This window comes from Streptomyces sp. NPDC006372 (assembly GCF_040612515.1).
In the GTDB taxonomy this organism is placed as follows: Bacteria; Actinomycetota; Actinomycetes; order Streptomycetales; family Streptomycetaceae; genus Streptomyces.
The window spans coordinates 50,887-63,717 of sequence record NZ_JBEXQJ010000008.1 but is presented as its reverse complement, the minus strand read 5'-3'; the positions used below and the strand labels follow the sequence as shown (position 1 = coordinate 63,717).

Sequence of the window (12,831 nt, the reverse complement as noted above, 5' to 3'; positions counted from 1 at the left end):
GCGGAAGGGTCAGCGGGCCTGGTGGTGCGGCGCCCTGCCTGCCAGTGCGCGGACGACGTCCTCGGCCACCATCACGCCCATGGCCTGGTTGGCCTCCGGAGTGCAGGCGGCCATGTGCGAGGTGAGGAGGGTGCGAGGGGCCCCGCGCAGGGGGTGGTCGGCGGGCAGCGGCTCGGTGCTGAAGGCGTCGAGGGCCGCGGCCCTGAGGTGTCCGGAACGCAGCAGGCGAGCGAGCGCGCTCTCGTCGACGAGGCCGCCGCGCGCCGCGTTGACGAGGATCGCGCCCGGCCGCATCGCCTCGAGGCGGGCACTGTCCAGCAGCGGCGTGCCGGACGGGTCGGGCGGGGAGTGCAGGCTGACTGCGTCGGCGCGGGCCAGCAGGTCGTCGAGACCCGCCGGTTCGGCGCCGTGTGCGCGGACGTCGTCGTCGGGGACGTACGGGTCGTGGGCGAGCACCCGCATCCCGAAGGCGTGGGCGTAGCCGGCGAGGAGACGGCCGATACGGCCGAAGCCGACGATGCCGAGCGTCTTGCCGTGCAGTTCGGGGCCGAACACCTTCGGCCAGCCGCCCGCCGTCACCGCGGTGTGCGAGGCGGTGAGGGAGCGCGCCGCCGACAGCAGCAGGCCGAAGCTGTACTCGGCCACCGCGCGGGAGTTGCTGCCCGGCGCGCACACGACCGGTATGCCGCGGGCGTGGGCGGCGGCGACATCGATGGTGTCCACGCCGACGCCGTGTTTGGCGATCACCTTGAGGCGGGGGGCGGCGTCCAGCACTTCGGCCGTGACGGCGTCCATGCCGACGATCAGGGCATCCGCCTCGGCGGCGTGGGCGAACAGTTCGGCGGTGGGCAGGGGCGCGTCGGCGCAGGGGCGGAGCGGCCCGGCCCCGGACTCCTCGAGGATCTGCCAGGGGCGCGCCGAATGCCGTGCGAAGGTGGGTGTCGTGATGAGCGTGGTCGGCATCAGTGTGCTCCACGCGCCGCGTCGAGGTGCGACGTGGCGACCTGCTGCAGGTGGACGATGTCGGCCGCGACCGAGGCGAAGGTGAAGCCCTCGGCGAGGCGGCGCGCCGCGCTCGCGCCGTCGGCGTTGTGGATGCCGGCCGCGATGCCCGCCGCCTCGGCCGCCTTGCTGATGCGGGCCAGGGCCTGCTCGAACTCCTCCTGTACGGAAGGGTCGGTGGAGGTCGCGCCGCCGATGGCCAGGCGCAGGTCGGACGGGCCGACGTAGATGCCGTCGAGGCCGGGCGTCGCGCAGATCTCCTCCACGTCGGCGAGACCGTCGGCCGTCTCGATCATCGCGAGGACGGCGGTCTGCTCGTGGGTGCCCGCCGGGTCGGGCCCGATCCGGAGCTGGGCGCGCATCGGCCCGTACGAGCGGCGGCCCAGCGGGGGGTAGCGGACGGCGGCGACGGCGTCGGCGGCGTCCTGGGCACTGTCGATCAGCGGGACGATGACGGCGGTCGCGCCCGCGTCGAGCGCCTTCCCGATGTAGGTGGGGTCGTTGGCCTCCACGCGCACCATGCCGACGGCGGTACTGCCCTTGGTGTCGGTGGCCAGAAGGTTGCCCAGCATGCCCTGGTAGCCGAAGAGCCCGTGCTGGGCGTCGAAGGCGAGGTAGTCGTAGCCGATGCGGGCGAGGCGCTCGGCGGCGATCGGCGAGTCGAGCAGCGACCAGTAGCCGATGAGCCGTTCGCGGGCGCGCAGGGCGGCGGTGAACTCGGCTGAGGTGCGGCCGGTTGCCATGAAGGTCTCCGTAACGGTCTGGGTGGGGGAGGGGGCTCAGCGGTTGTAGGCCGGCATCGGGCCGCGCAGGCCGGCGCCCACCTCGTCGCACGCGGCAAGCACCTCGGCGGGCAGCTCGCCCTCGGCAGCGGCGGCGATGTTGGCCTCGAGGTGTTCGACCCGGGAACCGCCGAGCAGCAGTGCGTCGGTGGAGGGGCGGGACAGCAGCCAGCGCAGGGCGAGGGCGGTCAGCGGAAGACCCACGTCGGAGGCGATACGGGTGAGGTCGGTGACGGCGCGGAACAAACCCTCGTTCCAGTAGCGCTCGCGGTACATCGCGGCCAGCTTGGAATCACCGAAACGGCCGCTGTCCGGGTCCTGTTCGAAGGTGTGGCGGCCGGTGAGCAGACCGCCGCCGAGCGGGTTGTAGACCATCGTCCGCAGCCCGGTGACGGCCGCGTACTCGACGTACTCCTCCTCGATCCGCCGTGCGAGGAGATTGTGCAGCTGCTGGGCGACGACCGGGAGGGGCGCGCCGACCTCGGCGGCCACGCGGCTGAGTTCGGCGATCTGCCAGGCCGCGAAGTTGGAGACGCCGAGCGCGAGCACCTTGCCCTCCCGCACGAACCCGGCGACGGCCGCCAGGGTTTCGGCGACCGGCGTCGCACGGTCCGGCTGGTGCAGGTAGAAGAGGTCGACGTGGTCGGTGCCCAGGCGCTTGAGGCTGCCGTCGAGCGCGGCGCGCAGGCCCTCGGGGGAGAGCGGCGCGTGGTCGCCCTGGTCGGGGTGCGGGATGCCGGCCTTGGTGGCGAGGACCATCCGGTCGCGGCGGCCGGGCAGGAGCTCGGCGAGGATGCGCTCGCTCTCGCCGCCCGCGTGCCGTTGGCGGTGTCCACGCCGGTGATGCCCGCGTCGAGTGCGGTGTCCAGCATCGACGCGGCCGTCGCGCGGTCCGCGGTGTCGCCGAAGGTCATCGTGCCCAGGACGAGACGGGACAGCGGGACGGGGACGTGCGGGAGATCGATGCCGACGGTCACGGCGGTTCCTTCCGGGGCGGGTGGTGCGGCGGTGCCGGTGGTGCAGAGGCGCGGGTCGTGCCAGTGGCTTGTTGTCGCGTGTGCGATGCCCGAGTCACGGGGGGTGCGGGATGCGCCGCTTCAGACGCCTGATGTGCGTCGGAAGTGCGCGTGGTGCGCGAAGTGCGCAGGTGGCATCGCCGTCCGCTGGATGATGAGCGGCGGTGCCAGGGGAACGCTCGCATGACTGCGCGAAGTGCGCAAGAGTTCTCGCGCACTTCGCGCACTTCCTGGTGGCATCTGATGTGGCCGGATGCAATGCCGAGGGCGCGGTACGGAGGCGGGGAGTGGCGCTGTCGTGGAGAGGCCGGCGGGGACAGGAGGGGGCGGAAGTGCCGACGGCGCGGGAACGGCCGGGTCGGGAGGGCCCGACCCGGCCGGTCAGGAGGTCGGGGGAACGGTTCGCGGGTACCGCGGCTCAGGCCTCACCGGGTGCCGGTTCCGACGCCTCCGCGCCGGTCCCGGTGGGCGCGGGGAGGGTTTCCGTCTCGAAGCCGGGCTCAAGCCGGGTACCGGCGGAGTTCAGGAAGAACGCGACCATGTGGTACTGGCCGACGAGCATGGTGATTTCGATCAGCTGTGTCTCGTCGTGGTCGGCGGCGAGTTCGGACCAGGTGGCTGCGGACAGGCGTGCGTCACGGTGCAGTTCGTCGGCGGCGCGCAGCAGACGGGCGTCGGCCGGTGTCCACCCCTCGGCGTCCGGGCCCGCGCCGATCCGCCGGATCTCCTCGTCGGTGACCCCGACGGCCCTGGCCAGCGGTACGTGCCGTCCCCATTCGTAACCGGCCCGGGTGTTGCACGCGGTGCGCAGGATCAGCAGTTCCCGGGTCCGGTGCGGCAGACGGCCGTCGCGCAGCAGATGGCTGCCGAAGGGCAGGAAGTGCCGGAAGAGGCCGGGGTGGCGCACCAAGGTGGTGAAGACGTTGGGGAGGTGGCCGTCGGCGTCCCGTGGAATCAGGGCGAGCAACTCCCGGGCGGACGGGTCCCAGTCCTTCTCCGGCAGCGGCGCGAGACGCGGGCCGGTGTCCGGGGCGGCGCCGTAGGGGCTGTGCTGCTGCTCATCGGTCATGGTGGTCTCCGCACAGTTCGTCGGGGTGGGCGGTAGCACGGGCGGCTCTGGGCAAGGAGGACCGGCGCCGCGTCGGACGCGCGTCGACGCGGGCGCCATGTGCAGCCATGCCGATGAGTGCAGTTGTACAAGGGTCGGGTGCCGGGGGACCACCCCACACCCTGCCCAGCGTCGCGCTCCCGCGCCGGACAACGGTCGGCGGGCGATATGCCTCGGGTGTGGCGAACATCATGCAGCCTGGCATACCTACTGGTCGGTACTCTGCGGCGAAACGCGAACGACAGGAGACGCGATGTCTGCGACCAACCGCCAGATCCGTCTGGCAGCCCGCCCCGTGGGCCAGGTCACCCCAGAGGACTGGCAGCACTGTTCAGGGTCCGTCGACGAGCCGGGCCCGGGTTGCTTCGCGGGCCGGACACGCGTCATCTCCCTCGACCCGGCGATGCGGGGCTGGCTGGACGACCGTCCCTCCTACCTGCCGCCGGTGGGCATCGGCGAAGTGATGCGCGCCGGATCCGTCGTCGAGGTCACCGCGTCCAACCACCCCGACTTCCAGCCCGGCGACCACGTCGTCGGCACGTTCGGCGTCCAGGAGTACGTGATCTCCGACGGTCGGGGCGCCTTGAAGATCGACACGTCTCTCGCCCCGCCCTCGACCTACCTCGGGGCGCTGGGCATGCCCGGCATGACCGCCTACTTCGGCCTGCTGGACGTCGGCGCGCTGCGGGACGGCGAGACCGTCGTGGTGTCCGGGGCGGCCGGCGCGGTCGGCACCATCGCCGGTCAGATCGCGAAGGCCAAGGGCTGCCGGGTCGTGGGCATCGCCGGAGGACCCGAGAAGTGCGCCATGCTCACCGGCGAACTCGGATTCGACGCGGCGATCGATTACCGGGCCGACGACATCAAGAAGGCGCTGCGCGAACACGCCCCGGACGGCATCGACGTCTACTTCGACAACGTCGGAGGGGACATCCTCGACACCGCCCTGACCCGGCTGGCGATGCACGCGCGGGTCGTGGTCTGCGGCGCGATCAGCCAGTACAACAACGCCACACCGGTCAAGGGCCCCTCCAACTACCTCTCGCTGCTGGTGCGCCGCGCCCGCATGGAAGGCTTCGTCGTCTTCGACTACGCCAAGCGCTACGCGGAGGCCGCACAGGAGATCGCCGCCTGGATCGGCGACGGCCGCATCAAGGTCAAGGAACACGTCGTGAAAGGCACCGTGGACGACTTCCCTGAGACCCTGCAGATGCTCTTCCGCGGCGAGAACGTCGGCAAGCTCGTGCTGGAGCTGGCATGACCGGGGTCGCGAGCGATGTCACCACCCGGCCGGGACAGACGGAAGGCACTCACGATGACCACGTCTGACCACACCCACCACGCATCCGGTCTCACCTCGGCCGATCACCGCACGGCGGTCGCGGCGGAGACCGCCCGGTTCGTAGCGGTGGTCCAGGACGCCGACCTGGCCACGGCGGTGCCCGGCTGCCCCGGCTGGACGCTGGCCGACCTGGTCAAGCACACAGGCAGCGTCCAGCGCTGGTTCTCGGTCCTGTTGCGGGCGCGCGTCCAGGAGCCCCCGCGCACGCGGGACGTGGACCTTCGGCTCCCGGACCACGAGGACGGCTACGCTGACTGGCTGGCCGAGAGCGCGACCGTGGCCGCGGACGCCTTCGCGGCCACCGACCCTGACCTGCCGATGTGGGCCTGGGGCGACGATCAGCACGCCCGGTTCTGGGCCCGCCGGATGCTCTTCGAGACGCTGCTGCACCGGGCCGACGCCGAGCTCGCACTGGGGCTCCGGCCGGTGATCGACCGCCCGGTCGCGCTCGACGGGATCGACGAGTTCCTCGTCAACCTGCCCTTCGCCGCCTTCTTCGCCCCCGAGGTGGCCAACCTGCGCGGCCCCGGCAGGGCCATCCGCTTCCGCGCGACCGACGGGGACGACACCTGGGTCGTCCGCCTGCGGCCCGACGGTTTCGGCCTCGACCCGGACCACCCGGCCGAGGCCGACGCCGACGCGACCGTCCAGGGAACCGCGGCCGACCTGCTCCTGCTCGTCTACGGCCGACTGCCCTACCAAGCCGAGGCACTCGCCCACGAGGGGGATGAGCACCTGCTGGCCCACTGGTTCGCCAACTCCGCGTTCTGAGGACCGGGCCCGGGCGCCTAGGCGATGGAAGCCGAGAGGATGGCCGACACGGCGAGATTGCAGGACGCCGTCACCCAGACCGCGGGGTGCGGCTCCGGCTCGACCAGGGCCGCGCCCAGGCGCCCCGGCGTGATCAGGTCCACCACCAGGAACGCCACCGCCATCATCACCAGACCCAGCAGACCGAACGCCGCGGTCGAGACCAGCCCCTTGCCGAAGTCCTCGTACGTCGTCCAGATGGACGTGAAGACGATGCCGCCGATCCCGAGCAGCGCGGAGCTGAGCACCATGGCGGCGTTGCGGTTGCGCTCCTCCCATATCTGCCGGCCGAGCTTTCCGGGCGTCAGCACGTCGACCAGGACGATGCCGAGGACCAGCAGGACCAGCCCCAGCCCGCCATAAGCGGTGGCCCTGCCAAGCCCGTTGACGATGTCGCTCATGGGTGCGCGGCTCCGTAGCGTGAGAGATCGTGAGTGATCGCGGTCAAGGAGAAGCAAAATGTAACGCACCTGATCGTCGCCCTGGCCGGGCCCCTGGCAGCTCGGGACCCCGGATGTGCGTGGGAACGCCTGCGTGAGGGGAACCGGGTCAGAAGAGCAGTCACATGCGGGCTGAACCCCGCCGTCGCCCAGGTCAGGAGGGCGCCATGACCAGGAGAATCGTTCCGGCAGGCGGCCCCTCGCTGCGTGACCGGCTCGGCAACGAGATCTTCTCCCGTGTGGCGGGCCCGGACGGCACGGAGAACCGAACGCGGATCCACGGCACACCCGGCCCACGCTGGTTCGGCCCCGAGCGGCCCGTCAGGCGGGTGCACGGGGACGCCGCGATGTTCATCGGCGGCCTGTCGGCCCTGCTGCTCCAGTCGCTCCATCCACTGGCCATGGCCGCCGTGGCCGGGCACTCGGGCTTCCGCGGAGATCCGTGGGGACGGCTGCAGCGGACCAGTACCTTCCTGGCGACCACCACCTACGGGCCCGCCCGGAGCGCTCAGGAGGCCTGCCACCGCGTGCGGGCCGTCCACGAGACGGTGCGCGGCACGACCGCCGACGGTCAGCCCTACTCCGCCGCCGACCCCCACCTGCTGTGCTGGGTGCACGTCGCCGAGACCGACAGTTTCCTGCGCGCCCATCAGCGTTACGGGGCGCATCCGCTCGACGACGAGGAATGCGACGGCTACGTGGCAGACATGGCGCGGGTCGCCACGGCGCTCGGCGTCCCGGACCCGCCGGCGGACGTCGCCGAACTCACCGCGCGCCTGGCCGCCTACCGCGGCGAGCTGCGCGCCACCGGGGAAGCGCGCAGCTCGGCCCGCTTCCTGCTGCTGAATCCACCGGTCCCGTTCCTCGCCCGCATCCCGTACGGCGTCATCGCCGCCAACGCCGTGTCCCTCCTGCCGCTCTGGGCCTCGCGTGCCCTGTGGCTGCCGCGGCTCCCCGCACTTGAGGGCCCGTGCGTGCGCCCGCTCGGCTCGGCGGTGACCGCGGGGATCCGCTGGGCCCTGACACCGTCCCGCGAGGCGGCATAGCGCCGGTGTCCGCCTGGACGGTGCAGCCTTTTGGCCCAGTAGTCCTCGCTCTCAAATCGCCACTGGTACAAGGCGGTGCAACGGTCTATCTATGATCTCGTCACAGAACGCTGAAACGATCAGTACGCGCGACGGCCGCCGACACAGGCTGAGTCCGGCACTCGTCCTGCTGGTGACCGCCGCGATATTGGGTGTTGCCACCAGAGCCGAGGCCCTGCCGCCTGCTCCGTCCGCGACCGACTGGGACGCCATCGCAGAGTGCGAGTCCAGTGGCAACTGGAAGGCGAACACCGGCAACGGCCACTACGGCGGGCTGCAGTTCACCCAGTCCAGCTGGGTCGCCGCCGGTGGACGGAAGTACGCCCCGCGCGCCGACCTGGCCACCCGCAAGGAACAGATCGCCGTCGCCGAACGTCTCGCCGCCTTGCAGGGAATGTCCGCATGGTCCTGCGCGTGAGTGCGCGCTGACCCGCGAACACTCCCGGCCCGCCGCCTCCGCCGCTCAGGGACGGCTGGTGAGGTAACCGCCCATGGAAGTGAAGTACTCCGTCGCGCCCAACTCCCGGCCGTCCTCCGTCCGTACGCGTGTGATGGCCAGGCCGTGGTTGCGGCCGGTGCGGGCGTCGGCCCCCGCGACGACGACCACACCGTCGCCCTCCCGATAGAAGATGCGGCCGGGCGTGCCGCCGTAGCGGCCCTCGGACACCACGGCGGCGAGGACCTCGAGTCGCTTGCCCTTGTGGAAGGTGTAGGCGCTGGGGTACGGCTCGGACTGGGCGCGGACCAGTCGCTGGAGGTCCTCCGCCGGCCAGGCCCAGTCGATGCGGCTGTCCTCGAGGGACCGCTTGTGGAAGAAGCTGGCCTGCGACCGGTCCTGCGCGGTGAACTCCGTCCGCCCCTCGGCGATGAGGGCGAGCGCGCCGGTGGTGACCGGGGCGATGAGGTCGACGGTCTTGTGGAAGAGGTCGGTGGCGGTGTCCGCCGGCCCGACCGGCACCGCCTCCTGCCGGACGATGTCGCCGGCGTCGAGTTCGTCGTTCATCATGTGCGCCGTGACGCCGACTTCGGTCTCGCCGTTGATCAGTGCCCAGATCAGCGGGGAGAAGCCGGCGTACTTCGGCAGCAGCGAGTCGTGCACGTTCAGGGTGCCGTGGCGCGGCAGGCCGAAGATGCGCGGCGGGATCCAGGTGCGCCAGTTGTTCGCCACGATGATGTCCGGGTCGGCCTCCTTGAGGCGCCGGAACAACTCGTCGTCATCCGGACGGTTGCGGATCACCACCGGGACGCCGTGTTCCTCCGCGAGGTCGGCGACGGAGTCGTTCCAGATCTTCTCGTACGCGTGCTCGCTCTTGGGGTGTGTCACCACGAGGACCACGTCGTGTTCGGAGTTCAGGAGGGCTTGCAGGGTGCGATGCCCCCAGGTCTGGTAGCCGAACATGACGACCCGCATGGGCTTCCTCCTCGAGGCAGGGATGAACCGAGGGCAAGTAAAGCAAGGCTAGCCTTAGTACACAACAGCCCCTTGTGGCCGCGCACTTGAGAGCTTAGGCTCACCTAAGTTTCTCGGTCTGCCGCTCCGTCGGCGTGCCCGCTCCGCGTACTTTCCCCACGCCTGACAGGCGACTGCCCCGCACGATGGGAGAGACATGTCACGGGTTCTTCCTGGTGACGCAACACCGGTACACGACCTCATCGGCATCGGCTTCGGGCCGTCCAATGTGGCCATGGCGATCGCCGTCGGCGAGCACAACGCACGGGTCGGAAGGCAGGAGGTGATCACCGCCCGCTTCTTCGAGCAGCAGCCCTCCTTCGGCTGGCACCGCGGCATGCTCATCGACGACGCGACCATGCAGGTGTCCTTCCTCAAGGACCTGGTGACGCTCCGGAACCCGGCCAGCGAGTTCAGCTTCCTCTGCTATCTGAAGAGCAAGGGGCGGCTGGTCGACTTCATCAACCACAAGAACCTCTTCCCGCTGCGGGTGGAGTTCCACGACTACTTCGAGTGGGCCGCGGCCCAGGTCGAGGGCATGGTCTCCTACGGTCACGAGGTCGTCGGCGTCACGCCGGTCGTCCGCGACGGTGCCGTGGAGCACCTGGAGGTGACGGTCCGGTCGGGGGAGGGGCTCATGGTCCACCGGGCCCGCAATCTCGTCATCGGTACCGGCCTGCGTCCCCTCATGCCGGAGGGCGTGGAGCGCGGCGACCGTGTCTGGCACAACTCCGAACTCCTGGCGAGGGTCGGTGAACTGGAGGGCACCGCGCCCTCCCGGTTCGTCGTCGTGGGCGCGGGTCAGAGCGCCGCCGAGAACGTCGCCTACCTGCACCGCCGCTTCCCCGAGGCCGAGATCTGCGCGGTCTTCTCCCGCTACGGCTACAGCCCCGCCGACGACAGCAGCTTCGCCAACCGGATCTTCGACCCCGCCGCGGTCGACGAGTACTTCGCGGCGCCCGAGAACGTCAAACGCCGGCTCATGGACTACCACGGCAACACGAACTACTCCGTGGTGGACATCGACCTGATCGACGACCTGTACCGGCAGATGTACCGGGAGCAGGTCCTCGGCACCGAGCGGCTCCGCTTCCTCAACGTGTCACGGCTCACCGACGTCAAGGAGACGCCGGACAAGGTCCGTGCCACCGTGACCTCCCTCGTCACGGGCGACGAGACACCGCTCGACGCGGACGTCGTGGTCTTCGCCACCGGCTACAGCCCCGTCGACCCGCTCGGGCTCCTCGGCGAGGTCGCCGACCACTGCCTACGGGACGACGCGGGCCGCGTCCGCGTCGAGCGCGACTACCGCATCGCGACCGACCCGGGCCTGCACTGCGGCATCTATCTGCAGGGCGGCACCGAGCACACCCACGGCATCACGTCGTCCCTGCTGTCCAACACCGCCGTCAGGGTCGGCGAGATCCTGGACTCGCTGCTCGACCGGAGCCTCAAGTCCGCCGCTGCCGAGGCCCGGACGGTGGCCGACGGGACGGGCAGCACCGCCCGATAGCCCGCCTGCTTGCGGCGAGCCTCCAACAGGCCTGAGCGTAGGCGACGTTGGAGCTCATTCCTTCCAGAGTCAAAGGGACAACGTACGTCGACATGGGCACGACCGCAGTCGAGCGCCCCGCGCTCAAGGCCACCACACCGGCCCGTCGGCGACGGGTTGTGGGTCTGTGCACGCTGGTGGTGATCCTCGTGATCGCCGGAGCGGTGTCGCTGGCCGTCGGCGCGCGCGCCTTGAGCCCCGCCGAGGTGTGGCACGGGCTCTTCGCCGCACCCGACTCCGACGGGCAGCACACCGAGATCAGGCTCATCGTCCAGACCGTACGGGTGCCCCGGACGGTGCTCGCGATCGTGGCGGGCATCGCCCTGGGGGTCGGCGGGGCGTTGATCCAGGGGTACACGCGCAACCCGATCGCCGACACGGGTCTGCTGGGGGTGAACACCGGGGCCTCGTTCGCCGTGGTGTCGGTGATCGCGCTGTTCGGACTCACCGACCCGTTCCAGTACGTCTGGTTCGCCTTCCTGGGGGCAGCGGCGGCCGGTGTCGTCGTGTTCGGGCTGGCGAGCATCGGCAGGGGGGCCGGCAACCCGCTGACGCTCGCCCTGGCCGGGCAAGGGGTCGCGGTGTTCCTCGCGGCGATGACCACGGCGGTCGCGCTGTCGGACAAGGAGTCCCTGAACGCGCTGCGCTTCTGGCACGCGGGCTCGGTGGCCGGCGTCGGCTTCGACGTCATCTGGCCGGTGACCGGTTTCATCGGGGCCGGGCTGGCGTTGGCGCTGACCACGCTGCCCGCCATCAACCTCCTCAACCTGGGTGACGACGTGGCCCGGGGTCTCGGGGTCAACATCGCCCTGAGCCGGACCGTCGGCATCACCGCCATCACGCTGCTGGCGGGGGCGGCGACGGCGGCCTGCGGGCCCATCGCGTTCCTCGGGCTCATGGTCGCGCACGTGGCACGCCATCTGACGGGGCCGGACTACCGCTGGCTGGTGCCGTACGCCGGACTGCTCGGCGCCGTCGTCCTGCTGGTCTGCGACATCGTCGGCCGGCAGGTGGTGCGGCCGGGCGAGCTGGACGCGGGTGTCCTCGTCGCCCTCCTGGGCGCCCCGTTCTTCGCGGCGCTGGTGTGGCGCGGAAAGTTCAAGAACGTATGAACGGGATGGGTGTGAAGCCGAACGGAGCGGGTGTGAAGCCGAACGGGGCGGACGTGAGGGCAACGGTCGCTCCGGGCCTGCGGTTCGCGGGTGTGTCGTTCGTCTGGCGGCCCTGGATCGTCCTCGTCACCCTGCTGCTGGCGGCGGCGGCCTTCCTGGTGTTCTGCCTGTCCATCGGCGTCGGCGACTTCCCCATCGGACTGCCCCAGGTGATCGCCACACTCCTCGGCCGGGGAGAGCAGGTCGACGAGTTCGTCATCATGGACCTGCGGATGCCGCGGGCCCTGGCCGGGCTCGTCGTCGGCGTCGCGCTGGGGGTGTCCGGGGCGATCACACAGTCCGTCGCACGCAATCCGCTGGCCAGCCCCGACATTCTCGGGATCACCGGGGGCGCCGGTGCGGTCGCCGTGTTCCTGGTGACGGTGTCCGGCGGGGCCGCCTCGGCGATCGTCGACTCCGTGGGCCTGTCCGCGGCGGCGCTCGCGGGCGGGCTGGGCACGGGGCTGCTGGTGTACTTCCTGGCGTGGCGGCGCGGGATCGACGGTCTCCGGCTCATCCTCATCGGCATCTCGGTGAGCGCCGTGATGGAGGCGATCACGACCTGGCTCCTGGTCACGGCCGACATCAGGGACGTGGCCCGGGCTCAGGCGTGGCTGGTCGGCTCGCTGGACGACCGTTCCTGGGACGAGGTCCGCATCGCGATCTGGGGCACGCTCGTCCTCCTCGTGGTCGTGGCGTGTGCCGCCTTCCAGTTCAGGCCGATGCACCTCGGGGACGACGTCGCGGCGGGTCTGGGCGTCCGGTACACGCGGGTGCGCGCGGTTCTGTTGCTGTGCGCGGTGCTGCTGGCCGGTGTGGCGGTGAGCGCGGCCGGCCCGGTCCCGTTCGTCGCCCTGGTGGCGCCGCAGGTGGCCATGCGGCTGGCGAGGTGCCCGACGCCGCCGATGGTGGCGTCCGGTGTGATGGGAGCCCTGCTGCTGATCGGCGCGGACCTGATCGCGCGCACGGCGCTGCCGATCAGCCTCCCGGTCGGAGTGGTCACCGCCGTGATCGGCGGCCCCTTCCTCGTCTATCTGCTGGTGCGGGCGAACCTCAGATAGCCGGTGCAAAAGATCAGGAAGTACGAACGGAG

Annotated in this window: 13 protein-coding genes; 7 read left to right on the top strand and 6 right to left on the bottom strand. The window is 71.1% G+C overall.

Features of this window, described 5'->3' with window-relative positions; translation table 11 throughout:
* Positions 1 to 9: 9 nt before the first annotated feature.
* The 4 genes from ABZ016_RS15605 to ABZ016_RS15590 form a co-directional block, all read right to left on the bottom strand.
* The gene (locus ABZ016_RS15605; protein ID WP_356917139.1) at positions 10 to 963 is read right to left on the bottom strand and encodes a phosphoglycerate dehydrogenase; all 954 of its coding nucleotides are present in this window, start codon (positions 961 to 963) and stop codon (positions 10 to 12) included.
* Entirely contained in the window at positions 963 to 1,745 is a 783-nt protein-coding gene (locus tag ABZ016_RS15600) for an aldolase/citrate lyase family protein (RefSeq protein ID WP_356917138.1), read from the bottom strand. Before ABZ016_RS15600 ends, ABZ016_RS15605 begins: the two co-directional genes overlap by 1 nt.
* A gap of 36 nt (positions 1,746 to 1,781) precedes the next feature.
* Positions 1,782 to 2,543, bottom strand: coding sequence for an aldo/keto reductase (locus ABZ016_RS15595; RefSeq protein ID WP_356917137.1), 762 nt, complete (start codon positions 2,541 to 2,543; stop codon positions 1,782 to 1,784).
* A gap of 675 nt (positions 2,544 to 3,218) precedes the next feature.
* Complete coding sequence (locus tag ABZ016_RS15590; RefSeq protein ID WP_356917136.1) at positions 3,219 to 3,869, bottom strand: carboxymuconolactone decarboxylase family protein; 651 nt, start codon at positions 3,867 to 3,869, stop codon at positions 3,219 to 3,221.
* A gap of 292 nt (positions 3,870 to 4,161) precedes the next feature.
* On the opposite strand from ABZ016_RS15590, the gene ABZ016_RS15585 reads away from it, so the two are divergent.
* Entirely contained in the window at positions 4,162 to 5,169 is a 1,008-nt protein-coding gene (locus ABZ016_RS15585; RefSeq protein ID WP_356917135.1) for an NADP-dependent oxidoreductase, read from the top strand.
* A gap of 54 nt (positions 5,170 to 5,223) precedes the next feature.
* Complete coding sequence (locus ABZ016_RS15580) at positions 5,224 to 6,021, top strand: maleylpyruvate isomerase family mycothiol-dependent enzyme (protein WP_356917134.1); 798 nt, start codon at positions 5,224 to 5,226, stop codon at positions 6,019 to 6,021.
* Between the two features lie 17 nt (positions 6,022 to 6,038).
* Here ABZ016_RS15580 and ABZ016_RS15575 read toward each other — a convergent pair whose 3' ends face one another.
* On the bottom strand, positions 6,039 to 6,461 hold the full coding sequence (locus tag ABZ016_RS15575) for a DUF350 domain-containing protein (protein WP_003988209.1): 423 nt from the start codon (positions 6,459 to 6,461) through the stop codon (positions 6,039 to 6,041).
* Between the two features lie 206 nt (positions 6,462 to 6,667).
* On the opposite strand from ABZ016_RS15575, the gene ABZ016_RS15570 reads away from it, so the two are divergent.
* Both ABZ016_RS15570 and ABZ016_RS15565 read left to right on the top strand, forming a co-directional pair.
* Positions 6,668 to 7,546, top strand: coding sequence for an oxygenase MpaB family protein (locus ABZ016_RS15570; protein WP_356917133.1), 879 nt, complete (start codon positions 6,668 to 6,670; stop codon positions 7,544 to 7,546).
* A gap of 91 nt (positions 7,547 to 7,637) precedes the next feature.
* Positions 7,638 to 8,003, top strand: a complete 366-nt coding sequence (locus ABZ016_RS15565; protein ID WP_356917132.1) for a transglycosylase family protein — start codon at positions 7,638 to 7,640, stop codon at positions 8,001 to 8,003.
* 45 nt (positions 8,004 to 8,048) lie between these two features.
* Here ABZ016_RS15565 and ABZ016_RS15560 read toward each other — a convergent pair whose 3' ends face one another.
* On the bottom strand, positions 8,049 to 8,996 hold the full coding sequence (locus ABZ016_RS15560; protein WP_356917131.1) for a methionyl-tRNA formyltransferase: 948 nt from the start codon (positions 8,994 to 8,996) through the stop codon (positions 8,049 to 8,051).
* Positions 8,997 to 9,192: 196 nt separating this feature from the next.
* Here ABZ016_RS15560 and ABZ016_RS15555 point away from each other — a divergent pair, with 196 nt between their 5' ends.
* From ABZ016_RS15555 to ABZ016_RS15545, 3 genes are all read left to right on the top strand, one after another.
* A complete protein-coding gene (locus ABZ016_RS15555) occupies positions 9,193 to 10,548 on the top strand; it encodes a lysine N(6)-hydroxylase/L-ornithine N(5)-oxygenase family protein (RefSeq protein ID WP_356917130.1) in 1,356 nt (451 codons plus the stop codon).
* A gap of 92 nt (positions 10,549 to 10,640) precedes the next feature.
* Positions 10,641 to 11,699, top strand: a complete 1,059-nt coding sequence (locus ABZ016_RS15550) for an iron ABC transporter permease (protein WP_356917129.1) — start codon at positions 10,641 to 10,643, stop codon at positions 11,697 to 11,699.
* Positions 11,696 to 12,799, top strand: coding sequence for an iron ABC transporter permease (locus ABZ016_RS15545; RefSeq protein ID WP_356917128.1), 1,104 nt, complete (start codon positions 11,696 to 11,698; stop codon positions 12,797 to 12,799). Before ABZ016_RS15550 ends, ABZ016_RS15545 begins: the two co-directional genes overlap by 4 nt.
* Positions 12,800 to 12,831 lie beyond the last annotated feature (32 nt).

Coding starts and splice junctions, on each gene's coding strand:
- ABZ016_RS15605 (WP_356917139.1), bottom strand. CDS start 963: ATGCCGACCACGCTCATCACGACACCCACCTTCGCACGGCATTCGGCG.
- ABZ016_RS15600 (WP_356917138.1), bottom strand. CDS start 1,745: ATGGCAACCGGCCGCACCTCAGCCGAGTTCACCGCCGCCCTGCGCGCC.
- ABZ016_RS15595 (WP_356917137.1), bottom strand. CDS start 2,543: ATGGTCCTCGCCACCAAGGCCGGCATCCCGCACCCCGACCAGGGCGAC.
- ABZ016_RS15590 (WP_356917136.1), bottom strand. CDS start 3,869: ATGACCGATGAGCAGCAGCACAGCCCCTACGGCGCCGCCCCGGACACC.
- ABZ016_RS15585 (WP_356917135.1), top strand. CDS start 4,162: ATGTCTGCGACCAACCGCCAGATCCGTCTGGCAGCCCGCCCCGTGGGC.
- ABZ016_RS15580 (WP_356917134.1), top strand. CDS start 5,224: ATGACCACGTCTGACCACACCCACCACGCATCCGGTCTCACCTCGGCC.
- ABZ016_RS15575 (WP_003988209.1), bottom strand. CDS start 6,461: ATGAGCGACATCGTCAACGGGCTTGGCAGGGCCACCGCTTATGGCGGG.
- ABZ016_RS15570 (WP_356917133.1), top strand. CDS start 6,668: ATGACCAGGAGAATCGTTCCGGCAGGCGGCCCCTCGCTGCGTGACCGG.
- ABZ016_RS15565 (WP_356917132.1), top strand. CDS start 7,638: ATGATCTCGTCACAGAACGCTGAAACGATCAGTACGCGCGACGGCCGC.
- ABZ016_RS15560 (WP_356917131.1), bottom strand. CDS start 8,996: ATGCGGGTCGTCATGTTCGGCTACCAGACCTGGGGGCATCGCACCCTG.
- ABZ016_RS15555 (WP_356917130.1), top strand. CDS start 9,193: ATGTCACGGGTTCTTCCTGGTGACGCAACACCGGTACACGACCTCATC.
- ABZ016_RS15550 (WP_356917129.1), top strand. CDS start 10,641: ATGGGCACGACCGCAGTCGAGCGCCCCGCGCTCAAGGCCACCACACCG.
- ABZ016_RS15545 (WP_356917128.1), top strand. CDS start 11,696: ATGAACGGGATGGGTGTGAAGCCGAACGGAGCGGGTGTGAAGCCGAAC.